At 52.4% G+C, this 23558-nt stretch carries 21 protein-coding genes and 2 tRNA genes; 20 read left to right on the top strand and 3 right to left on the bottom strand.

The window, feature by feature from the left end; all coding sequences use genetic code 11:
- Nucleotides 1–225: 225 nt before the first annotated feature.
- From rplU to cgtA, 4 genes are all read left to right on the top strand, one after another.
- Nucleotides 226–537, top strand: coding sequence for a 50S ribosomal protein L21 (gene rplU, locus QNN88_RS15285; protein ID WP_181682825.1), 312 nt, complete (start codon nt 226–228; stop codon nt 535–537).
- Between the two features lie 19 nt (nt 538–556).
- Nucleotides 557–814 carry a 50S ribosomal protein L27 gene (gene rpmA, locus QNN88_RS15280; RefSeq protein WP_003861831.1) on the top strand — a complete coding sequence of 86 codons (258 nt, stop codon included), beginning with the start codon at nt 557–559 and terminating at the stop codon, nt 812–814.
- Nucleotides 815–942: 128 nt separating this feature from the next.
- The gene (locus tag QNN88_RS15275; RefSeq protein ID WP_414240960.1) at nt 943–1908 is read left to right on the top strand and encodes a DMT family transporter; all 966 of its coding nucleotides are present in this window, start codon (nt 943–945) and stop codon (nt 1906–1908) included.
- 15 nt (nt 1909–1923) lie between these two features.
- Entirely contained in the window at nt 1924–3096 is a 1173-nt protein-coding gene (gene cgtA, locus QNN88_RS15270) for an Obg family GTPase CgtA (RefSeq protein ID WP_042325080.1), read from the top strand.
- Nucleotides 3097–3144: 48 nt separating this feature from the next.
- Here the strand turns inward: cgtA and dacB are convergent, their stop codons facing one another.
- Nucleotides 3145–4578, bottom strand: coding sequence for a serine-type D-Ala-D-Ala carboxypeptidase (dacB, locus tag QNN88_RS15265; RefSeq protein WP_414240959.1), 1434 nt, complete (start codon nt 4576–4578; stop codon nt 3145–3147).
- Between the two features lie 246 nt (nt 4579–4824).
- Here dacB and greA point away from each other — a divergent pair, with 246 nt between their 5' ends.
- Nucleotides 4825–5301 (top strand): transcription elongation factor GreA, encoded by a 477-nt coding sequence (greA, locus tag QNN88_RS15260; protein ID WP_414240958.1) that lies wholly within the window; start codon nt 4825–4827, stop codon nt 5299–5301.
- A gap of 145 nt (nt 5302–5446) precedes the next feature.
- On the opposite strand, the gene yhbY is transcribed toward greA, so the two are convergent.
- The gene (gene yhbY, locus QNN88_RS15255) at nt 5447–5740 is read right to left on the bottom strand and encodes a ribosome assembly RNA-binding protein YhbY (RefSeq protein WP_041686369.1); all 294 of its coding nucleotides are present in this window, start codon (nt 5738–5740) and stop codon (nt 5447–5449) included.
- Nucleotides 5741–5866: 126 nt separating this feature from the next.
- On the opposite strand from yhbY, the gene rlmE reads away from it, so the two are divergent.
- The 6 genes from rlmE (at nt 5867) to QNN88_RS15225 (ending at nt 11448) form a co-directional block, all read left to right on the top strand.
- On the top strand, nt 5867–6496 hold the full coding sequence (gene rlmE / locus QNN88_RS15250) for a 23S rRNA (uridine(2552)-2'-O)-methyltransferase RlmE (RefSeq protein WP_042291855.1): 630 nt from the start codon (nt 5867–5869) through the stop codon (nt 6494–6496).
- A 99-nt stretch (nt 6497–6595) separates the two neighbouring features.
- On the top strand, nt 6596–8527 hold the full coding sequence (ftsH, locus tag QNN88_RS15245; protein ID WP_042325087.1) for an ATP-dependent zinc metalloprotease FtsH: 1932 nt from the start codon (nt 6596–6598) through the stop codon (nt 8525–8527).
- 88 nt (nt 8528–8615) lie between these two features.
- Nucleotides 8616–9464: a dihydropteroate synthase gene (gene folP / locus QNN88_RS15240; protein ID WP_042998288.1), complete on the top strand. Its 849-nt coding sequence runs from the start codon at nt 8616–8618 to the stop codon at nt 9462–9464.
- A complete protein-coding gene (gene glmM, locus QNN88_RS15235) occupies nt 9457–10794 on the top strand; it encodes a phosphoglucosamine mutase (protein ID WP_414240957.1) in 1338 nt (445 codons plus the stop codon). The genes folP and glmM overlap by 8 nt, the downstream gene beginning before the upstream one ends.
- A gap of 225 nt (nt 10795–11019) precedes the next feature.
- The gene (gene secG, locus QNN88_RS15230; protein ID WP_042325094.1) at nt 11020–11352 is read left to right on the top strand and encodes a preprotein translocase subunit SecG; all 333 of its coding nucleotides are present in this window, start codon (nt 11020–11022) and stop codon (nt 11350–11352) included.
- Nucleotides 11353–11361: 9 nt separating this feature from the next.
- Nucleotides 11362–11448 (top strand) — tRNA-Leu (locus tag QNN88_RS15225).
- Between the two features lie 213 nt (nt 11449–11661).
- Here the strand turns inward: QNN88_RS15225 and argG are convergent.
- Nucleotides 11662–13005, bottom strand: a complete 1344-nt coding sequence (argG, locus tag QNN88_RS15220; RefSeq protein WP_414240956.1) for an argininosuccinate synthase — start codon at nt 13003–13005, stop codon at nt 11662–11664.
- 296 nt (nt 13006–13301) lie between these two features.
- Between argG and QNN88_RS15215 the strand changes: the two genes are divergently transcribed.
- The 9 genes from QNN88_RS15215 (at nt 13302) to nlpI (ending at nt 23554) form a co-directional block, all read left to right on the top strand.
- Nucleotides 13302–13378 (top strand) — tRNA-Met (locus tag QNN88_RS15215).
- A gap of 207 nt (nt 13379–13585) precedes the next feature.
- On the top strand, nt 13586–14038 hold the full coding sequence (gene rimP, locus QNN88_RS15210; protein WP_043001756.1) for a ribosome maturation factor RimP: 453 nt from the start codon (nt 13586–13588) through the stop codon (nt 14036–14038).
- Nucleotides 14039–14065: 27 nt separating this feature from the next.
- Nucleotides 14066–15553, top strand: coding sequence for a transcription termination factor NusA (gene nusA / locus QNN88_RS15205; protein WP_195294667.1), 1488 nt, complete (start codon nt 14066–14068; stop codon nt 15551–15553).
- A 24-nt stretch (nt 15554–15577) separates the two neighbouring features.
- Nucleotides 15578–18265, top strand: a complete 2688-nt coding sequence (infB, locus tag QNN88_RS15200) for a translation initiation factor IF-2 (protein ID WP_414240955.1) — start codon at nt 15578–15580, stop codon at nt 18263–18265.
- A gap of 148 nt (nt 18266–18413) precedes the next feature.
- Entirely contained in the window at nt 18414–18818 is a 405-nt protein-coding gene (gene rbfA, locus QNN88_RS15195; protein WP_414240954.1) for a 30S ribosome-binding factor RbfA, read from the top strand.
- Nucleotides 18818–19762 (top strand): tRNA pseudouridine(55) synthase TruB, encoded by a 945-nt coding sequence (truB, locus tag QNN88_RS15190; protein WP_414240953.1) that lies wholly within the window; start codon nt 18818–18820, stop codon nt 19760–19762. The genes rbfA and truB overlap by 1 nt, the downstream gene beginning before the upstream one ends.
- A gap of 149 nt (nt 19763–19911) precedes the next feature.
- Nucleotides 19912–20181 carry a 30S ribosomal protein S15 gene (rpsO, locus tag QNN88_RS15185; protein WP_000059465.1) on the top strand — a complete coding sequence of 90 codons (270 nt, stop codon included), beginning with the start codon at nt 19912–19914 and terminating at the stop codon, nt 20179–20181.
- A gap of 243 nt (nt 20182–20424) precedes the next feature.
- Complete coding sequence (gene pnp / locus QNN88_RS15180; RefSeq protein ID WP_414240952.1) at nt 20425–22560, top strand: polyribonucleotide nucleotidyltransferase; 2136 nt, start codon at nt 20425–20427, stop codon at nt 22558–22560.
- Between the two features lie 109 nt (nt 22561–22669).
- Complete coding sequence (nlpI, locus tag QNN88_RS15175; RefSeq protein ID WP_414240951.1) at nt 22670–23554, top strand: lipoprotein NlpI; 885 nt, start codon at nt 22670–22672, stop codon at nt 23552–23554.
- Nucleotides 23555–23558: the final 4 nt, after the last annotated feature.

The following is a 23558-nucleotide window of genomic DNA, read 5'->3' as shown; positions in this document are numbered from 1 at the left end:
ATCATGCGGCAAGGTAACTTAGGGTTTAGGGTTAGAAATATATGCTGATTGTACTGAAAAAACGCCGCAGATAAACGTTACCGTACACGTTGTGTTTTTTTTCTTCATGTATTGACTGTAGCACTTGTCAAAGGCTCACGTTTTGCGTAATATTCGCGCCCTATTGTGAATATTTATAGCGCGCTCTGAATCATTGAAAAGGTGTGCGCGGAAGCGGAGTTTTTTATGTACGCGGTTTTCCAAAGTGGTGGTAAACAACACCGAGTAAGCGAAGGTCAGACCGTTCGCCTGGAAAAGCTGGACATCGCAACTGGCGAATCTATTGAATTCGCTGAAGTTCTGATGATCGCAAACGGTGAAGATGTCAAAATCGGCGTTCCTTTCGTTGATGGCGGCGTTATCAAAGCTGAAGTTGTTGCTCACGGTCGTGGCGAGAAAGTTAAAATCGTTAAGTTTCGTCGTCGTAAACACTATCGTAAGCAGCAGGGCCATCGTCAGTGGTTCACTGATGTGAAAATTACTGGCATCAGCGCCTAAGACCTGAGGAGAGATTTAAATGGCACATAAAAAGGCTGGCGGCTCCACTCGTAACGGTCGCGATTCAGAAGCTAAACGCCTTGGCGTTAAGCGTTTCGGTGGCGAATCCGTTCTGGCGGGTAGCATCATCGTTCGTCAACGTGGTACCAAGTTCCACGCGGGCACTAACGTAGGTTGCGGTCGTGACCACACTCTGTTTGCGAAAGCAGACGGTAAAGTGAAATTTGAAGTTAAAGGCCCGAACAACCGTAAATACATCAGCATCGTTGCTGAGTAAGTTTTTCGTGGTCCGGTAACGGATAAAAGCCCCGCACCTTGTTGCGGGGCTTTTTACATTCGATGACCGGTAAATATGCTCGTGAAACCGTTTGTATGGGATAACGAGCCCTTGCAGGGAAAACGGGCATGAAGCAGCAGGCTGGCATTGGTATTCTTTTGGCACTCACGACCGCGATTTGTTGGGGCGCTTTGCCAATTGCTATGAAACAGGTGCTGGAGGTGATGGAACCTCCTACCATCGTGTTTTACCGTTTTTTAATCGCCAGTATTGGCCTCGGCGCGATTCTGGCCGCGAAGCGTAAGCTGCCGCCGTTGCGAATTTTTCGCAAAGCGCGCTGGCTGATCCTGTTGGCAATTGCTACCGCTGGACTCTTTGGAAACTTTATTCTGTTCAGCTCTTCCCTGCAGTATTTGAGCCCGACGGCTTCGCAGGTGATCGGTCAACTGTCGCCAGTGGGGATGATGGTCGCAAGCGTATTTATTCTTAAAGAGAAAATGCGCGGTACGCAGATTGTCGGCGCGATAATGCTGCTGAGTGGCCTGGTGATGTTCTTTAACACCAGTCTGATCGAAATTTTTACCAAACTGACGGATTACACCTGGGGTGTCATTTTTGGCGTCGGTGCGGCGATGGTCTGGGTCAGTTATGGCGTCGCGCAAAAGGTGTTATTGCGGCGGCTGGCGTCACCGCAGATCCTGTTTTTACTGTACACTTTATGTACGATAGCGCTATTGCCGCTGGCAAAGCCTGGCGTGATAGCCCAGCTCAATGACTGGCAGCTTGCTTGTTTGATTTTCTGTGGGCTGAATACGCTGGTAGGATATGGCGCCCTGGCGGAAGCGATGGCGCGTTGGCAGGCAGCTCAGGTGAGTGCATTAATCACGCTCACGCCGCTGTTTACGCTGTTATTTTCAGATCTTTTATCTATGGCCTGGCCCGATTTCTTCGCCAGACCGATGTTAAACCTTTTAGGTTATCTCGGTGCGTTTGTCGTGGTTGCGGGCGCGATGTACTCCGCCATTGGTCATCGTATTTGGGGCGGATTACGTAAGCATGAATCGGTGGTATCGCAGCCCCGCTCAGGCGAATGATTTACGGAGAGTAAAATGAAGTTTGTTGATGAAGCAACGATTTTGGTCGTTGCAGGTGATGGCGGTAATGGTTGCGTAAGCTTCCGCCGTGAAAAATATATCCCGAAAGGCGGCCCGGACGGTGGCGATGGTGGTGATGGTGGCGACGTCTGGATGGAAGCTGACGAAAACCTGAACACGCTGATCGATTACCGTTTTGAGAAATCATTCCGCGCTGAGCGCGGTCAGAATGGCGCCAGCCGTGACTGTACCGGTAAACGCGGGAAAGATGTCACTATTAAAGTGCCGGTAGGTACGCGTGTGATCGACCAGGGCACGGGCGAAACCATGGGCGACATGACTAAGCACGGCCAGCGTCTGATGGTCGCAAAAGGCGGCTGGCATGGCCTGGGTAACACCCGTTTTAAATCTTCCGTCAACCGTACGCCACGTCAGAAAACGATGGGGACGCCGGGTGACAAGCGTGACCTGCTGCTGGAGCTGATGCTGCTGGCGGACGTGGGCATGCTGGGGATGCCAAATGCGGGTAAATCCACCTTTATCCGCGCGGTCTCTGCGGCGAAACCGAAAGTGGCGGATTATCCGTTTACTACGTTGGTGCCGAGCCTCGGCGTTGTCCGTATGGATAACGAGAAGAGCTTCGTGGTGGCGGACATTCCCGGACTGATTGAAGGCGCTGCGGAAGGTGCCGGTCTGGGTATCCGTTTCCTGAAACACCTTGAGCGTTGCCGCGTATTGTTGCATCTCATCGACATCGATCCGATTGACGGTTCCGATCCGGTAGAGAATGCGCGGATCATCATCGGCGAGCTGGAAAAATACAGTCAGGATCTGGCGGCTAAACCTCGCTGGTTAGTGTTCAACAAGATCGATTTGCTGGACAAAGCCGAAGCGGAAGAAAAAGCCAAAGCTATCGCGCAGGCGCTGGGCTGGGAAGATAAATACTACCTGATCTCCGCCGCCAGTCAGCTGGGCGTGAAAGATCTCTGCTGGGATGTGATGACCTTTATCATCGAGAACCCAATTACTCAGGCGGAAGAAGCGAAGCAGCCAGAGAAAGTGGAATTCATGTGGGATGATTATCATCGCCAGCAAATCGCTGAAGTGGAAGAAGAAGCGGAAGATGACTGGGATGACGACTGGGACGAAGACGACGAAGAAGGCGTCGAATTCATCTATAAGCGTTAATCTCAAGCAAACCCCGGCCATGTTGCCGGGGTTTTTGTTTCTGCTGACTCAGTTATTCTGATAAATATCTTTGTACAATCGGCTTTCAAATCGAACCAGCGGAATGCGACGGTTACGTTGATCGGCAGGTTCTACCGCATAACCCGACAGATATTGTACGAACGCCATCCGTTGCCCGCTGGCGGTGGTAATAAAGCCCGCCAGGTTATACACGCCCTGCAATGACCCCGTTTTCGCGGAGACCTTACCGTCGACGCCCGCCTGATGCAGACCTGCGCGGTACTGTAGAGAACCGTCATAGCCTGCCAGCGGCAGCATAGAGATGAAGTTCAGTTCATTGTCATGCTGTGCGATGTATTGCAGCACCTGCATCATGGTCGCCGGTGCAATGAGGTTATGGCGCGACAGACCGGAACCGTCGGCAATAATTGTATTGCCAATATCAACCCCCGCTTGCTGACGCAGGATCTGACGTACGGCATCGGAACCTGCGCGCCACGTTCCCGGTACATTGAAGCGCGCGTGACCAATCATACGAAAGACGGTATCGGCAATCATGTTGTCCGACTTTTTCAGCATAATCTTAAGCAGATCGTGCAGCGGTGCTGATTGCTTGCTCGCCACAACAGTACCCGGCTCGTTGACCTGCGTCTGGCGTAACAATGTTCCGCTGTAGGTAATACCGGCTTGTTTTAACTCATCTTTCAGGATTGCTCCGGCATAACTGGCGCCGTCCTGGATGGCAAACGCCAGTGGGAGGGGCTCGGCGCGCTGCGGCAAACAACCGGTCAGCGTGAAGCGGTTTAAATCGCCAGGAACCACGTCCAGCTCACAATATTGCGCTTCCGCTGAACCGCGCGCGAGGGTGCGAACCTGACTGAACATGGTGACCGGATAGTAAGACGCCACGCGAATATAGGCTAAATCGTTCGCTTTTTGCGCACTGTAGAGCGAAATCGAGAAGCAGTTTCGATCGACAATCGCGGCCGCAGGCGGTGCGCTGAAACACTGGGTCATGTCGTTCCAGGGCCAACCCGGCGCTTTATCGTGACTGGCAAAAACGGAGGTATCAATCAGGACGTTTCCGGTGATTTGCGTGACGCCTGCTTTTTTCAGGTTCGCCACCATATTGCGAATATCCTGACGTTTTAGCGTCGGATCGGCGCCAAATCTCGCCACTAAGTCACCTTTCAATACGCCCGCATCAATGCTGCCTTTGGTTTCCAGCGTAGTGGTAAAGCGGAAGTCTGGGCCAAGCTGAATTAAGGCCGCCAGCGCGGTAATGACTTTCTGCGTACTGGCAGGAAGCGCCATTTGCTGACTATGATAATCAATGGCGGGAGTCGGGGCGCCGACCTTCTGAACCATAAGGGCAAGGTTGGCTCCGGCAGGGAGCTGGTTGATGTACTCGTCAACGTTCGCGGCCTGGACGCTGAACGCTACGCTGGTAGTCAATCCGATGATAAATCTGGAAAATCGCATAATCTCGCGCTAACAACCTGGAAACAAGCCGTCATACTACGGCGCAATGCCCTGAAAAGTAAACGATGACCCATAGGGAACTCCAGGGTAAAATGAGTATCAAATTAAGAATTGTAGCTGACCTGGACCTTATGTCCGGGTCGGTATTTTTTTGCTTCTGGTCCGGGTATGACGCCATACCGGGGCAGGCTTAACAGCCGGGGCACAGCGATCGCCCCCTACAGGAATGTTCAAGAGGTATAACAAATGCAAGCGATTCCGATGACCTTACGTGGTGCAGAAAAATTACGCGAAGAGCTGGATTTTCTGAAATCTGTGCGCCGTCCTGAAATTATCGCCTCTATCGCCGAAGCGCGTGAACACGGTGACCTGAAAGAAAATGCGGAATATCACGCGGCGCGTGAGCAGCAGGGTTTCTGCGAAGGTCGTATCAAAGACATTGAAGCGAAGCTGTCGAACGCGCAGATCATTGATGTCACCAAAATGCCGAATAACGGTCGTGTCGTCTTTGGCGCGACGGTCACCGTTCTGAACCTTGATAACGACGAAGAGCAGACATGGCGCATCGTTGGCGATGACGAAGCGGACTTCAAACAGAACCTGATTTCCGTCAACTCGCCGATTGCACGTGGCCTGATTGGCAAAGAACAGGATGACGTCGTGGTGATTAAAACCCCTGGCGGCGAAGTGGAATATGAGATCACTAAAGTAGAATACCTGTAAGTGCTCAAGATGTTGATGTATTGTAAAGAAAGGAAAAAGGCCGCATAGCGGCCTTTTATCAACGAAGAGAGCATGGCATTTTGCTCTCCTGCCTGCGGGAAATCCCTCGTTTTACACAGGTTTTGTGTTTGACTTTAGGATATTCTTAGCGTGGCAGCGAGATTTTGCGTTCTTTACTCGGGCGATAAAGCACCAGCATTTTACCGATGACCTGTACATTACAGGCGCCGGTTTCGCGCACGATAGCGTCCACGATCAAGGTTTTGGTTTCGCGATCTTCAGACGCGACTTTCACCTTGATAAGTTCATGGTGCTCTAACGCTTGTTCAATCTCGGCCAGTACCCCTTCGGTCAAACCATTATTGCCAAGCATAACGACCGGCTTGAGCGGATGTGCCAGACCTTTCAGGTGCTGTTTTTGTTTAGTACTCAGATTCATCGTATATTTTTGCTTACGTTGGGATTGAAAACGGGTCATTCTACCGCCATCTCCCATATATCGCCAAATAGTGCGTGGAAATTTACGCCTTATGGCAACGATGTTCTGCCCCGATGGGAAAGTTAAATGACAGGTAAGAAGCGTTCTGCCAGCTCGAGTCGCTGGCTACAGGAACACTTTAGCGATAAATATGTTCAAGAGGCACAGAAAAAGGGGTTGCGTTCCCGTGCCTGGTTTAAACTTGATGAAATACAGCAAAGTGACAAACTTTTTAAGCCGGGGATGACGGTAGTCGATCTCGGTGCCGCGCCAGGAGGCTGGTCACAGTATGTGGTCTCGCAGATAGGCGGCAAAGGCCGTATCATCGCATGCGATCTTTTACCTATGGATCCTATCGTTGGTGTGGACTTTCTTCAGGGCGACTTTCGTGATGAACTCGTTATGAAAGCGCTGCTGGAACGTGTGGGTGACAGTAAAGTTCAGGTTGTCATGTCAGATATGGCACCAAACATGAGCGGAACACCGGCGGTGGATATCCCCCGCGCCATGTATCTGGTGGAACTGGCGTTAGAAATGTGTCGTGATGTGCTAGCGCCGGGTGGAAGTTTTGTTGTGAAGGTGTTCCAGGGCGAAGGTTTCGATGAGTATCTAAGGGAAATTCGCTCCCTGTTTACGAAGGTGAAAGTTCGTAAGCCGGACTCTTCTCGCGCACGTTCGCGTGAAGTGTATATTGTAGCGACCGGGCGTAAACCATAACTGGTCGATTTCAGACGAAAGTTTGAAAGACGCTGGATATAGAGTATCCTGACGCTGTTTTTAACACAGTTGTAATAAGAGGTTAATCCCTTGAGTGACATGGCGAAAAACCTAATACTCTGGCTGGTCATTGCCGTTGTGCTGATGTCAGTATTCCAGAGCTTTGGGCCCAGCGAGTCTAATGGCCGTAAGGTGGATTACTCTACCTTCCTGCAAGAGGTCAACAACGACCAGGTTCGTGAAGCACGTATCAACGGACGTGAGATTAACGTTACCAAGAAAGATAGTAACCGTTACACGACTTACATTCCGGTAAACGATCCGAAGCTGCTTGATAACCTGCTGACTAAGAACGTCAAGGTTGTGGGTGAACCACCAGAAGAGCCGAGCCTGCTGGCTTCTATCTTCATTTCCTGGTTCCCGATGCTGCTGTTGATCGGCGTCTGGATCTTCTTTATGCGTCAGATGCAGGGCGGCGGTGGCAAAGGTGCCATGTCGTTTGGTAAAAGCAAAGCGCGCATGCTGACAGAAGATCAGATCAAAACCACGTTTGCTGACGTTGCAGGCTGTGACGAAGCGAAAGAAGAGGTCGCGGAACTGGTTGAATATCTGCGCGAGCCGAGCCGCTTCCAGAAACTGGGCGGTAAAATCCCGAAAGGCGTCCTGATGGTTGGCCCTCCGGGTACCGGTAAAACCCTGCTGGCAAAAGCCATTGCAGGTGAAGCGAAGGTTCCATTCTTTACGATTTCAGGTTCTGACTTCGTGGAAATGTTCGTCGGTGTGGGTGCATCTCGTGTGCGTGACATGTTCGAACAGGCCAAGAAAGCAGCTCCGTGCATTATCTTCATCGATGAAATCGATGCCGTAGGTCGCCAGCGTGGCGCAGGTCTGGGTGGTGGTCACGATGAACGTGAACAGACCCTGAACCAGATGCTGGTTGAGATGGATGGTTTCGAAGGTAACGAAGGTATCATCGTTATTGCGGCAACTAACCGTCCGGACGTTCTTGACCCTGCGCTGCTGCGTCCAGGCCGTTTCGACCGTCAGGTTGTGGTCGGCTTGCCGGATGTCCGTGGTCGTGAACAAATCCTGAAAGTGCATATGCGTCGCGTACCGCTGGCGCCGGATATCGACGCGGCAATCATTGCCCGTGGTACGCCTGGCTTCTCCGGTGCGGACCTGGCGAACCTGGTGAACGAAGCGGCGCTGTTTGCTGCTCGTGGCAACAAGCGCGTCGTGTCGATGGTTGAGTTCGAGAAAGCGAAAGACAAAATCATGATGGGTGCAGAACGTCGCTCCATGGTGATGACGGAAGCGCAGAAAGAATCAACCGCTTACCACGAAGCAGGCCACGCGATTATCGGTCGCCTGGTGCCGGAACACGATCCGGTGCATAAAGTGACAATTATCCCGCGTGGACGTGCGCTGGGTGTGACCTTCTTCCTGCCTGAAGGGGACGCGATCAGCGCCAGCCGTCAGAAACTGGAAAGCCAGATCTCCACGCTGTACGGCGGTCGTCTGGCAGAAGAGATCATCTACGGTGTAGAACATGTTTCTACCGGTGCGTCGAACGATATTAAGGTTGCCACCAACCTGGCGCGTAACATGGTGACCCAGTGGGGCTTCTCCGACAAACTCGGTCCGTTGCTGTACGCGGAAGAGGAGGGTGAAGTTTTCCTCGGCCGTAGCGTTGCTAAAGCGAAACATATGTCTGATGAAACCGCGCGTATCATCGACCAGGAAGTGAAAGCATTGATTGAGCGTAACTACAATCGTGCGCGTCAGCTCCTGAATGACAATATGGACATCCTGCACGCCATGAAAGATGCGCTCATGAAATATGAGACCATTGATGCGCCGCAGATTGATGACCTGATGGCTCGCCGCGATGTTCGCCCGCCAGCTGGCTGGGAAGAGCCGGGCTCTAACAATTCTGACAACAATGGCACACCTCGTGCGCCGCGCCCGGTTGATGAACCGCGCACGCCGAACCCAGGTAATACCATGTCAGAGCAGTTAGGCGACAAATAAGTTACCGTTGTTGATGACTGCGTTTTATTGAAAACCCTGGGGCTTGCTCCGGGGTTTTTTCTTATCAATTTATACCAGGGATAACACCATGAAACTCTATGCCCAGGGCACTTCACTGGATCTCAGCCATCCTCATGTGATGGGGATCCTTAACGTCACGCCGGACTCTTTCTCAGATGGTGGAACGCATAACACGCTGATTGAGGCGGTTAAACATGCCAATCTGATGATTAATGCCGGGGCGACCATCATTGATGTCGGCGGTGAGTCAACCCGCCCCGGTGCGGCGGATGTGAGTGTGGAAGAGGAGCTGGCGCGTGTTATCCCGGTGGTTGAAGCCATTGCTCAGCGTTTTGAAGTCTGGATTTCTGTTGATACCTCAAAGCCTGAAGTGATCCGCGAATCGGCAAGAGTGGGTGCTCACATCATTAACGATATTCGCTCGCTCTCTGAGCCTGGCGCGCTGGAGGCGGCGGCAGAAACCGGTTTGCCAGTTTGTCTGATGCATATGCAAGGGCAGCCGAAGACCATGCAGGAAGCACCCAAATATGAGGACGTGTTTGCCGAGGTGAATCGCTACTTTATTGAGCAAATAGCGCGTTGTGAAAGGGCAGGCATCGCAAAAGAGAAATTGTTGCTCGACCCGGGATTCGGTTTCGGTAAAAATCTCTCCCATAACTATACATTACTGGCGCGACTGGCTGAATTTCACCATTTTAATCTGCCGCTGCTGGTGGGAATGTCACGTAAATCGATGGTGGGCCAACTGCTCAACGTGGGTCCATCAGAGCGTCTGAGCGGTAGCCTTGCCTGTGCGGTCATTGCTGCTATGCAAGGGGCGCAGATCATTCGTGTCCATGACGTCAAAGAAACCGTAGAAGCGATGCGTGTGGTGGAAGCCACATTGTCCGCAAAGGAAAACAAACGCTATGAGTAACCGTAAATATTTTGGCACCGATGGGATCCGGGGTCGTGTGGGCGATGCGCCGATTACGCCTGATTTTGTATTGAAGCTGGGCTGGGCTGCGGGTAAAGTCCTTGCGCGCCACGGTTCGCGTAAAATCATCATTGGCAAGGACACCCGTATTTCCGGCTACATGCTGGAGTCTGCGCTTGAGGCGGGTCTGGCGGCGGCAGGGTTGTCCGCGTCGTTCACTGGCCCAATGCCAACGCCCGCGGTTGCCTACCTGACGCGTACTTTCCGCGCTGAAGCCGGGATTGTTATCTCGGCATCGCATAACCCGTTCTATGATAACGGTATCAAATTCTTCTCTATCGACGGAACCAAACTGCCCGATGCCGTTGAAGAAGCCATTGAAGCAGAGATGGAAAAAGAGATCACCTGTGTAGACTCCGCTGAGCTGGGTAAAGCCAGCCGCATTGTCGACGCTGCGGGTCGCTACATTGAATTTTGCAAAGGCACCTTCCCGAACGAGTTGAGCCTGAACGAATTAACTATCGTGGTGGATTGCGCCAATGGGGCAACCTACCATATTGCGCCGAACGTGCTGCGTGAACTGGGCGCGAAGGTGATTGCCATTGGCTGTGAGCCCAATGGCGTGAACATTAACGAAGAAGTCGGCGCCACCGATGTGCGTGCACTGCAGGCACGGGTGGTCGCGGAAAAAGCCGATCTGGGTATCGCGCTGGATGGCGACGGCGACCGCGTGATCATGGTTGACCATGAGGGCAATAAAGTCGATGGCGATCAGATCATGTATATCATCGCCCGTGAAGCCCTGCGTCAGGGACAACTGCGCGGTGGCGCGGTCGGGACGCTGATGAGCAATATGGGTCTGGAACTGGCGCTCAAGCAACTCGGCATTCCGTTTACCCGTGCGAAAGTCGGTGACCGCTATGTGCTGGAGAAAATGCAGGAAAAAGGCTGGCGTATCGGTGCGGAAAACTCCGGCCACGTCATTCTGCTGGATAAAACCACCACCGGGGACGGCATTGTTGCTGGTCTTCAGGTGGTAGCCGCGATGGTGCGTAACCACATGAGTCTTCACGATCTGTGCAGCGGCATGAAAATGTTCCCGCAGATTCTGGTGAATGTGCGCTACACCGCAGGCAGCGGTGACCCGCTGGAAAATGACGCCGTGAAAGCGGTGACGGCTGAAGTTGAAACGGCTCTCGGGAACCGTGGACGCGTATTGCTGCGCAAATCCGGCACCGAGCCGTTAATCCGCGTGATGGTTGAAGGTGAAGATGAAGCGCAGGTGACCGAGTTTGCCCATCGCATTGCGGATGCGGTCAAAGCGGTATAAGACAAACTTAACTGCATAAAAAGGCGGCATTTGCTGCCTTTTTATTAAAGGGAAACCAGGCTTTTGCTGTTTTTTTCCGCAGTTGATACAATGCACTAAAATTGCCCTTGCGAAGGTCATTCGCTTTGGTTAGTATTCACACCCGCTTCAGTGGGAAACGTAAAAATCCCGCTTTATTGGTCAGAAGCATTGGTATGCGGCAACTCCGCAAGGAACAGGTTGATTATGTACGAAGCTCTTTTGGTAGTTTTCCTTATTGTGGCAATTGGCCTTGTAGGCCTGATCATGCTGCAGCAAGGTAAAGGCGCTGATATGGGAGCCTCCTTCGGAGCAGGCGCTTCCGCTACGCTGTTTGGTTCAAGTGGTTCTGGTAACTTCATGACCCGTATGACAGCTGTGCTGGCGACGTTATTCTTCATCATCAGTCTGGTGCTGGGCAATATCAACAGCAACAAAACCAATAAAGGAAGTGAGTGGGAAAATCTGAGTGCGCCGGCGAAAACCGAACAACCTCAGCCAGCTGCTCCGGCTAAGCCGACCAGCGATATCCCGCAGTAAGTATTCAGTACCGAGGTGGTGGAATTGGTAGACACGCTACCTTGAGGTGGTAGTGCCCTAACGGGCTTGTGGGTTCGAGTCCCATCCTCGGTACCAAATTCCAGAAAAGAGACGCTGCAAAGCGTCTTTTTTTCGTCCGTGATTTGGGGCTGTTGTGGCGTTCTGTAGGTCGGATAAGTCGTTTACGTCACCATCCGACATAACTGACAACGCCTGATGGCGCTACGCTTATCAGGCCTACAAGCATCACACTATAATTTCGCCCACAAAAAAGGCCGCTTTCGCGGCCTTCATTTAAGAATCAAAACGTTACTTCGCTTTGTTTTCCAGGTTTTCGACCTGCGGCAGGCCCGTTGCTGAAGAGGCAGAAAGCAGTCCTGACTGGGCATAACCGAACAGTTTCTCGCGGGTATCGGTGATATCCAGGTTACGCATGGTCAATTGCCCAATACGATCGTCCGGCGAGAACACGGAGTCACCTTTCTCCATGGTCAGACGTTCTGGCTTGTAGGTCAGATTGTCAGACACGGTATTGAGGATCGAGTAGTCGTTGCCGCGACGCAGTTCCAGCGTCACCTCACCGGTAATCTGACTGGCAACCCAACGCTGCAGACCATCACGCAACATCAGCGCCTGAGAGTCGAACCAACGGCCCTGATAGAGCAGGCGACCTAACTGACGGCCGTGGGCATGATACTGCTCGATGGTATCTTCGTTGTGGATACCCGTCAGCAGACGCTCATAGGCGATATGCAGCAGCGCCATCCCCGGGGCCTCATAAATACCGCGGCTTTTGGCTTCAATAATACGGTTTTCAATCTGGTCACTCATGCCCAGTCCGTGACGCCCGCCGATGCGGTTCGCTTCCAGCATCATTTCAACGTCGTCGCTGAAGGTCTTACCGTTCAACGCTACCGGATGGCCCTGTTCGAAGCGAATGGTGACTTCTTCCGCCGCGATCTTCACATTCTCGTCCCAGAACTTCACGCCCATGATTGGGTTGACGATCTTGACGCTGGAGTTCAGAAACTCAAGGTCTTTGGCTTCATGCGTCGCGCCGAGCATGTTGGAGTCCGTGGAGTAGGCTTTCTCGACGGACATTTTGTAGTCGAAACCGCAGGCAATCATAAACTCAGACATCTCATGACGACCGCCCAGTTCATCGATAAAGTCGGTATCCAGCCACGGTTTGTAAATCTGCAGTTCAGCGTTTGTCAGCAGGCCATAGCGATAGAAACGCTCAATGTCGTTTCCTTTATAGGTACTGCCATCGCCCCAGATATTGACGCCATCTTCTTTCATTGCCGCAACCAGCATGGTGCCGGTGACCGCACGGCCCAGCGGCGTGGTATTAAAATAAGTGAGCCCGCCAGTGGTGTTATGAAATGCCCCGCACTGAATTGCGGCGATACCTTCAGCAACCAGTTGTTTACGGCAGTCAATCAGGCGAGCGTTCTCTGCTCCATATTCCATTGCACGACGAGGGATTTCATCATAATCCTCCTCGTCTGGCTGACCCAGATTCGCAGTATATGCATATGGGACAGCCCCTTTTTGTCGCATCCACAGCAGTGCCGCGCTGGTGTCCAGACCGCCGGAAAAAGCGATACCAATACGTTGACCTGCCGGGAGATGCTTGAGAATCGTCGTCATAAAATAAAACCCTGCTTGCTAGACTGATGGTGAGATCGGCTTTCTGCTTTAAGTGCATTTTTATGCAAAATAAATGAGTTTTCATTTAATCATCTTTTTGCGGAGACAGGAAGAGTTTCGTGTTTTTTTCCGTAAATAAAGGCAAGGCCGTGAGCAGATGATGCCGTCAATAAGGTTGACAAAATGTGGAGATAATCATTATAATACGCGCAGATTTTACGTCCCGTCCTCGGTACCAAATCCCAGCAGTATTTGCATCTTTTACCCAAAACGAGTAAAATTTGCCACGTTTCAGGCGCGGGGTGGAGCAGCCTGGTAGCTCGTCGGGCTCATAACCCGAAGGTCGTCGGTTCAAATCCGGCCCCCGCAACCACTTTCCCTTAGAGTTCTTTTTCAAATATACTGTGAAGACCATAGCCTTCGTAGCTGGATTTGAAAAAAATTCTTTCGGAAGGTTCTCCAGACCGCAGTTGCGGTTATAGGGTTCAGTTATCTAAAGCCCCGATTTATCGGGGTTTTTTGTTATCTGACTACAGAATAACTGGGCTTTAGGCCCTTTTTTTATGTCTTGGGGGTGGGCTTGTCCACATTAGAGCAAAAATTAACAGAGATGATTACAGCACCAGTTGAAGCCTTAGGTTACGAGCTGGTCGGCATCGAATTTATTCGCGGTCGCACATCCACACTGCGCATCTATATTGATAGTGAAGATGGCATCAATGTTGATGATTGTGCTGATGTGAGCCACCAGGTAAGCGCAGTTCTGGACGTTGAAGATCCGATTACTGTGGCTTACAACCTGGAAGTCTCCTCTCCGGGTCTCGATCGCCCAATGTTCACTGCTGAACACTATGTGCGTTTCCTGGGTGAAGAAGTTTCGCTGGTACTCCGCATGGCGGTGCAGAACCGCCGTAAATGGCAGGGCGTTATCAAAGCGGTAGATGGTGAAATGATCACCGTCACAGTCGAAGGAAAAGATGAAGTGTTCGCGCTGAGTAATATCCAGAAGGCGAACCTGGTTCCCCACTTTTAACAGTCTGGATGAGGTGAAAAGCCCGCGATGAACAAAGAAATTTTGGCTGTTGTTGAAGCCGTATCCAATGAAAAGGCGCTGCCACGCGAGAAAATTTTTGAAGCGTTGGAAAGTGCGCTGGCTACAGCGACAAAGAAAAAATATGAACAAGAGATTGACGTTCGCGTAGAAATCGATCGTAAAAGCGGTGATTTTGACACCTTCCGTCGTTGGGTGATCGTTGAAGAGGTGACCCAGCCGACGAAAGAAATCACGCTGGAAGCCGCACGTTTTGAAGACGAAAGCCTGAACGTGGGTGATTATGTTGAAGATCAGATTGAATCTGTGACCTTTGACCGTATCACCACTCAGACGGCGAAACAGGTTATCGTACAAAAGGTGCGTGAAGCTGAACGTGCGATGGTTGTCGATCAGTTCCGTGAACACGAAGGTGAAATCATCACCGGCGTGGTGAAGAAAGTGAACCGCGATAACATCTCTTTGGATCTGGGCAGCAATGCTGAAGCCGTGATCCTGCGTGAAGATATGCTGCCGCGTGAAAACTTCCGTCCTGGCGACCGTATTCGTGGCGTTCTTTACTCTGTTCGCCCGGAAGCACGCGGCGCGCAACTGTTCGTGACCCGTTCCAAACCGGAAATGCTGATCGAACTGTTCCGCATTGAAGTGCCGGAAATCGGCGAAGAAGTGATTGAAATTAAAGCCGCAGCTCGCGATCCGGGTTCTCGTGCGAAAATCGCGGTGAAAACCAACGACAAGCGTATCGACCCGGTCGGTGCGTGTGTCGGTATGCGTGGCGCGCGCGTTCAGGCGGTTTCGACTGAACTGGGCGGTGAGCGTATCGATATCGTCCTGTGGGATGATAACCCGGCGCAGTTCGTGATTAACGCTATGGCGCCTGCTGACGTTGCGTCTATCGTGGTGGATGAAGATAAACACACCATGGATATCGCCGTTGAAGCCGGTAACCTGGCGCAAGCAATTGGACGTAATGGTCAGAACGTCCGCCTGGCTTCGCAATTAAGCGGCTGGGAACTCAACGTGATGACCGTTGATGACCTCCAGGCTAAACATCAGGCTGAAGCACATGCCGCGATCGATACCTTCACCAAATATCTCGATATTGATGAAGAGTTCGCCACTGTTCTGGTTGAAGAAGGGTTCGCAACTCTGGAAGAACTGGCCTATGTGCCGATGAAAGAACTGCTGGAAATCGATGGCCTTGATGAGCCGACCGTTGAAGCACTGCGCGAGCGTGCTAAAAACGCACTGACCACTCTGGCACTGGCCCAGGAAGAAAGCCTCGGTGATAACAAGCCGGCTGACGATCTGCTGAATCTGGAAGGATTAGATCGCGATATGGCCTTCAAACTGGCTGCCCGTGGTGTTTGTACGCTGGAAGATCTCGCCGAACAGGGCATTGATGATCTGGCTGATATCGAAGGGTTGACCGACGAAAAAGCCGGTGAGCTGATTATGGCTGCCCGTAATATTTGCTGGTTCGGCGACGAAGCGTAATAAACTGTAGCAGGAAGGAACAGCATGACAGATGTAACCGTAAAAGCGCTGGCCGCAGAGATACAGACCTCCGTGGATCGCCTGGTACAGCAATTTGCTGATGCCGGTATCCCGAAGTCTGCTGATGACTCTGTGTCCGCACAAGAAAAACAAACTTTACTGGCGCACCTGAACCGTGAAAATGGTTCTGGCCCGGATAAGCTGACGCTGCAGCGTAAAACGCGTAGCACCCTGAACATTCCAGGTACCGGTGGAAAAAGCAAATCGGTACAAATCGAAGTCCGCAAGAAGCGCACCTTTGTGAAACGTGATCCGCAAGAGGCCGAACGCCTTGCCGCGGAAGAGCAAGCGCAGCGTGAAGCGGAAGAGCAAGCCCGTCGTGAGGCAGAAGAAATGGCCAAACGCGAGGCGCAACAAAAAGCTGACCGTGAGGCCGCAGAACAAGCTAAGCGTGACGCCGCTGATAAAGCGAAACGTGAAGCTGCGGAAAAAGACAAAGTGAGCAATCAACAGACTGACGATATGACCAAAACCGCCCAGGCCGAGAAAGCCCGCCGTGAGAATGAAGCTGCAGAGCTGAAGCGTAAAGCGGAAGAAGAAGCACGTCGCAAGCTTGAAGAAGAAGCGCGCCGTGTTGCGGAAGAAGCTCGCCGTATGGCGGAAGAGAACGCCGGCGTGTGGGCGGAGCAAGAAAAAGTGGAAGAAGATAAGAGCGATTATCACGTCACCACTTCTCAGCATGCGCGCCAGGCCGAAGACGAAAACGATCGTGAAGTGGAAGGCGGTCGCGGCCGTGGCCGCAACACGAAAGCGGCGCGTCCGGCGAAAAAAGGCAACAAACATGCTGAATCCAAAGCTGATCGTGAAGAAGCACGCGCTGCCGTTCGCGGTGGTAAAGGCGGGAAGCGTAAAGGTTCCACGCTGCAGCAGGGCTTCCAGAAGCCAGCTCAGGCCGTTAACCGTGATGTTGTGATCGGCGAAACCATCACTGTTGGCGATCTGGCTAACAAGATGGCGGTTAAAGGTTCTCAGGTCATCAAAGCGATGATGAAACTGGGTGCTATGGCTACCATCAACCAGGTCATCGACCAGGAAACCGCGCAGTTGGTTGCCGAGGAGATGGGCCACAAAGTTATCCTGCGTCGTGAAAACGAGCTGGAAGAAGCGGTAATGAGCGACCGTGACACGGGCGCTGCGGCTGAACCGCGCGCACCGGTTGTGACCATCATGGGTCACGTTGACCACGGTAAAACGTCTCTGCTGGACTACATTCGTTCAACGAAAGTGGCCTCTGGTGAAGCGGGTGGCATTACCCAGCACATCGGTGCTTACCACGTTGAAACCGACAACGGTATGATCACCTTCCTGGACACCCCGGGTCACGCCGCGTTTACCTCTATGCGTGCTCGTGGTGCGCAGGCAACGGATATCGTGGTTCTGGTTGTGGCAGCAGACGACGGCGTAATGCCGCAGACCATCGAAGCTATCCAGCACGCGAAAGCGGCGGGTGTGCCGGTTGTGGTTGCGGTAAACAAAATCGATAAGCCGGAAGCCGATCCGGATCGCGTTAAAAACGAACTGTCCCAGTACGGTATTCTGCCGGAAGAGTGGGGCGGTGAGAGCCAGTTCGTCCACGTTTCTGCAAAAGCAGGTACTGGTATCGACGAACTGCTGGATGCGATCCTGCTGCAGGCTGAAGTTCTCGAACTGAAAGCGGTCCGTAAAGGGATGGCGAGCGGTGCGGTTATCGAATCCTTCCTGGATAAAGGTCGTGGTCCGGTTGCAACGGTACTGGTACGTGAAGGTACGCTGAATAAAGGCGATATCGTACTGTGCGGCTTCGAATACGGTCGCGTTCGTGCGATGCGTAACGAGCTGGGCCAGGAAGTCCTGGAAGCGGGTCCGTCCATTCCGGTAGAAATCCTGGGTCTGTCCGGTGTGCCGGCAGCAGGTGACGAAGTGACCGTCGTACGTGATGAGAAGAAAGCACGTGAAGTTGCGCTGTATCGTCAGGGCAAATTCCGTGAAGTCAAACTGGCTCGTCAGCAGAAATCTAAACTTGAGAACATGTTCGCCAACATGACCGAAGGCGAAGTTCACGAAGTGAATATCGTGCTGAAGGCCGACGTACAGGGTTCTGTGGAAGCGATCTCCGACTCCTTGCTGAAACTGTCTACCGACGAAGTGAAAGTGAAGATTATCGGTTCTGGTGTCGGTGGTATCACCGAAACCGACGCAACCCTGGCCGCAGCGTCCAACGCGATTCTGGTTGGCTTCAACGTCCGTGCTGATGCCTCTGCGCGTAAAGTGATTGAATCTGAAAGCCTGGATCTGCGCTACTACTCCGTCATCTATAACCTGATCGACGAAGTGAAAGCGGCGATGAGCGGTATGCTGTCTCCTGAACTGAAACAGCAGATCATCGGTCTGGCTGAAGTTCGTGATGTGTTTAAATCGCCGAAATTTGGTGCCATCGCGGGCTGTATGGTTACCGAAGGAACGATCAAACGTCACAACCCAATCCGCGTCCTGCGTGACAACGTGGTTATCTACGAAGGCGAACTGGAATCCCTGCGCCGCTTCAAAGATGACGTTAACGAAGTCCGTAACGGTATGGAATGTGGTATCGGCGTGAAGAACTACAACGACGTTCGCGTTGGCGATATGATCGAAGTGTTCGAGATCATCGAGATTCAGCGTACGATCGCATAATCTTCGTTATGCCCGGTGGCACTGCGTTTACCGGGCCTACGTCCGGGTTGTAGGCCTGATAAGCGTAGCGCCATCAGGCTTCAAAGCGCCACCCGGCAATAATTTTTAAAAGGGGCTCAAGGCCCCTTTTTTGTCTGGAGAATTTATTATGGCGAAAGAATTTGGTCGCCCGCAGCGTGTGGGACAGGAGATGCAAAAAGAAATCGCAATCATCCTGCAGCGCGAAATTAAAGACCCGCGTCTGGGCATGATGACCACCGTATCGGGGGTCGAAATGTCCCGCGATCTGGCATATGCCAAAGTGTATGTCACCTTCCTCAATGACAAAGATGAAGACGCGATTAAAGCGGGTATCAAAGCGTTGCAGGAAGCGTCAGGTTTCATCCGTAGCCTGCTGGGCAAAGCGATGCGCCTGCGCATCGTGCCGGAACTGACCTTCTTCTACGATAACTCGCTAGTGGAAGGGATGCGCATGTCCAACCTGGTGACCAGCGTGGTGAAACATGACGATGAACGTCGTGTTAACCCAGCGGACGACAGCAAGGAGGACTAATGAGTCGTCCTCGTCGTCGTGGTCGCGACATTCACGGTGTCCTGCTGCTGGATAAACCGCAGGGCATGTCCAGTAATGACGTACTGCAAAAAGTGAAACGCCTCTATAACGCCAACCGCGCCGGACATACCGGGGCGCTGGATCCGTTAGCGACCGGCATGCTGCCGATTTGCCTCGGGGAAGCGACTAAGTTTTCGCAGTATCTGCTGGATTCTGACAAACGTTATCGGGTTATAGCCCGTCTGGGGCAGCGTACAGACACCTCCGATGCCGATGGACAAATTGTGCAGGAGCGTCCGGTCACTTTCACCCCTGAACAACTGGCTGTCGCACTGGACGCGTTCCGCGGCGATATCGAACAGGTGCCATCGATGTATTCGGCGCTGAAGTATCAGGGTAAAAAACTGTACGAATACGCGCGTCAGGGCATTGAAGTCCCTCGCGAAGCACGACCGATAACCGTTTACGAGCTGCTGTTTATCCGCCATGAAGGGGATGAACTGGAGCTGGAAGTGCATTGTTCCAAAGGCACCTATATTCGCACCATTATCGACGATCTGGGTGAGAAACTGGGTTGTGGCGCGCATGTTTCCTTCCTGCGTCGTCTGACGGTCAGCAAATATCCGGTGGAGCGTATGGTCACACTGGAACATTTGCGCGAATTGGTCGAACAGGCGGAGCAACAGGGGATCCCGGCTGCACAACTGCTTGATCCGCTGTTGATGCCGATGGACAGTCCGGCTTCGGACTACCCCATCGTTAATTTGCCGTTAACCTCTTCGGTTTACTTTAAGAACGGTAATCCGGTTCGCACGAACGGCGCGCCGCTGGAAGGGCTGGTTCGTGTTACGGAAGGTGGCGACGGTAAGTTTATTGGCATGGGTGAGATCGACGACGAAGGTCGCGTGGCGCCCCGCAGATTAGTGGTTGAATATCCAGCGTAGCGCGGGTTCGTCTTGCGATAAGAAGACGCTACGAGTAGAATACTGCCGCTTAACGTTGCGTGAATTTTTTAACAGTTCACACGGCGTACACTGGGAACGCTGAATTAGAGATCGGCGTCCTTTCATACTTAATACTTTGGAGTTTTAAAATGTCTCTAAGTACTGAAGCTACAGCTAAAATCGTTTCTGAGTTCGGTCGTGATGCAAACGACACCGGTTCTACCGATGTTCAGGTTGCTCTGTTGACTGCACAGATTAACCACCTGCAGGGCCACTTTGCAGAGCACAAAAAAGATCACCACAGCCGTCGTGGTCTGCTGCGCATGGTTTCTCAGCGTCGTAAACTGCTCGACTACCTGAAACGTAAAGATGTTGCACGCTATACCGCGCTGATCGAGCGTCTGGGCCTGCGTCGCTAATTCTTGCGAGTTTCATAAAAGGGGGCCTTCATGGCCCCTTTTTTCAAGCAGATGGCAGCAATTCCTTGGAAACTATTGTATTGTTGCTATGAATGATCTTCCGTTGCAGAGGTTCGCGCGGCTAATGAGAGGCTTTACCCAATATCGTATGGGTTAGGGTTGTCATTAGTCGCGAGGATGCGCAGAAGATCGGGTATTAACGGCGATTCAGTTCGTGTCGCCAAAATTGGAAAGGATATTATTTTGCTTAATCCGATCGTTCGTAAATTCCAGTACGGTCAGCATACCGTCACGCTGGAAACCGGCATGATGGCCCGTCAGGCCACTGCCGCTGTTATGGTTAGCATGGACGACACTGCGGTATTCGTGACCGTTGTCGGCCAGAAAAAAGCGAAGCCGGGTCAGGACTTCTTCCCGCTGACTGTTAACTACCAGGAGCGTACTTACGCTGCTGGTCGTATCCCGGGCAGCTTCTTCCGTCGTGAAGGCCGCCCGAGCGAAGGCGAAACCCTGATCGCGCGTCTGATTGACCGCCCGGTTCGTCCGCTGTTCCCGGAAGGTTTCGTGAACGAAGTACAGGTTATCGCAACCGTGGTTTCCGTTAACCCGCAGGTTAACCCGGATATCGTGGCGATGATTGGTGCTTCTGCTGCACTGTCTCTGTCTGGTATTCCGTTCAACGGCCCGATTGGCGCTGCTCGTGTGGGTTATATCAATGACCAGTACGTACTGAACCCGACTCAGGACGAGCTGAAAGAGAGCAAGCTGGATCTGGTGGTTGCCGGTACCGAAGCCGCCGTACTGATGGTTGAATCCGAAGCAGAACTGCTGAGCGAAGACCAGATGCTGGGCGCTGTCGTGTTTGGTCACGATCAGCAGCAGGTTGTTATCAAAGAAATCAACGAACTGGTGAAAGAAGCCGGTAAACCGCGTTGGGACTGGCAGCCGGAAGCAGTGAACGACGCGCTGAACGCGCGCGTTGCAGCCCTGGCCGAATCTCGCCTGAGCGATGCTTACCGTATCACCGACAAACAAGAGCGTTATGCTCAGGTTGATGTGATCAAATCTGAAACCATCGCGACGCTGGTTGCAGAAGATGAATCCCTGGACGCTAACGAACTGGGCGAAATCCTGCACGCGATCGAGAAAAACGTGGTGCGTAGCCGCGTGCTGGCAGGTGAGCCGCGTATCGATGGCCGCGAAAAAGACATGATCCGTGGTCTGGACGTGCGTACTGGCGTACTGCCGCGTACTCACGGTTCTGCACTGTTCACCCGTGGCGAAACGCAGGCGCTGGTTACCGCAACCCTGGGGACCACCCGTGATGCGCAGAACCTCGACGAGCTGATGGGCGAGCGTACTGACAACTTCCTGTTCCACTACAACTTCCCTCCGTACTGCGTCGGCGAAACCGGCATGGTCGGTTCTCCGAAGCGTCGTGAAATTGGTCACGGTCGTCTGGCGAAGCGCGGTGTTCTGGCCGTGATGCCGGATCTGGATAAATTCCCGTACACTGTACGTGTGGTTTCTGAAATCACCGAATCTAACGGTTCTTCTTCTATGGCTTCCGTCTGTGGCGCTTCTTTGGCGCTGATGGATGCGGGTGTACCGATCAAAGCGGCCGTTGCGGGTATCGCAATGGGTCTGGTGAAAGAAGGCGACAACTATGTCGTACTGTCTGACATCCTGGGCGACGAAGATCACCTGGGCGATATGGACTTCAAAGTGGCGGGTTCCCGCGACGGTATCTCTGCTCTGCAGATGGATATCAAAATTGAAGGTATCACCAAAGAGATCATGCAGGTTGCACTGAACCAGGCTAAAGGTGCGCGTCTGCACATCCTGGGCGTGATGGAGCAGGCGATCAACGCGCCGCGTGGCGACATTTCTCAGTTCGCTCCACGTATCCACACTATCAAGATCAGCCCGGATAAGATCAAAGACGTGATCGGTAAGGGCGGTTCTGTGATCCGTGCACTGACCGAAGAAACCGGCACGACAATCGAAATCGAAGATGACGGTACTGTGAAGATCGCAGCGACCGACGGTGAGAAAGCGAAATACGCTATCCGTCGTATCGAAGAGATCACCGCCGAAATCGAAGTGGGTCGTGTCTACAATGGTAAAGTGACCCGTATCGTTGACTTTGGCGCGTTTGTTGCCATCGGTGGCGGTAAAGAAGGTCTGGTCCACATCTCTCAGATCGCGGATAAGCGTGTTGAGAAAGTGACCGATTACCTGCAGATGGGCCAGGAAGTACCGGTTAAAGTTCTGGAAGTTGACCGCCAGGGCCGTGTACGTCTGAGCATTAAAGAAGCAACTGAGCAGTCTCAGCCTGCCGCAGCACCGGAAGCTCCGGCAAGCGAACAGGGCGAGTAAGGTTGCCATTTGCCCTCCGCTTCTGCGGAGGGCTTTTAACCTGGCAGGACGCCTTGTTAGCAACCGGGGAACAGGACGTTCAATTAATCGTTGTCTTCGGGAGTGGGAAATGAAGCCTTTTTTGCGCTGGTGTTTCGTGGCAACAGCACTCACGCTGGCTGGATGCAGTAATTCCACCTGGCGTAAGAGTGAGGTCCTCGCAGTACCATTGCAACCGACTTTGCAGCAGGAAGTGATTCTGGCACGCATGGAACAAATTCTTGCCAGTCGGGCTTTAACCGATGACGAACGCGCACAGCTTTTATATGAGCGCGGAGTGTTGTATGATAGTCTTGGTCTGAGGGCATTAGCGCGAAATGATTTTTCACAAGCGTTGGCAATCCGACCCGATATGCCTGAAGTATTCAATTACTTAGGCATTTATTTAACGCAGGCAGGCAATTTTGATGCTGCCTATGAAGCGTTTGATTCTGTACTTGAGCTTGATCCAACTTACAACTACGCGCACTTAAATCGCGGTATCGCATTGTATTACGGCGGTCGCGAGAAGTTAGCGCAAGATGATCTGCTGGCGTTTTATCAAGACGATCCCAATGATCCTTTCCGCAGCCTGTGGCTTTATCTCGCTGAGCAGAAGCTCGATGAGAAGCAGGCAAAAGTGGCGCTGAACGAGCGCTTCGAGAAATCGGATAAAGAACAATGGGGATGGAACATTGTCGAGTTCTACCTGGGCAACATTAGCGAAGCAACGCTGATGGAAAGGCTCAAGGCGGACGCAACGGATAACACCTCGCTCGCTGAGCATCTCAGTGAAACCAACTTCTATTTAGGTAAGTATTACCTAAGTCTGGGGGATTTGGACAACGCTACGGCATTGTTCAAACTGGCGGTCGCTAACAACGTTCATAACTTTGTTGAGCACCGATATGCATTGTTGGAATTATCGCTCCTGGGCCAGGACAAAGATGACCTGGCAGAATCGGACCAGCAATAGCTGA

Origin of the sequence: Citrobacter sp. ANG330 (genome assembly GCF_047467925.1) — a bacterium.
Taxonomy (GTDB): Bacteria; Pseudomonadota; Gammaproteobacteria; order Enterobacterales; family Enterobacteriaceae; genus Citrobacter_A; species Citrobacter_A amalonaticus_G.
Note: the sequence above shows the minus strand (reverse complement) of the source record. Positions and strands in the feature narration are given on the sequence as shown.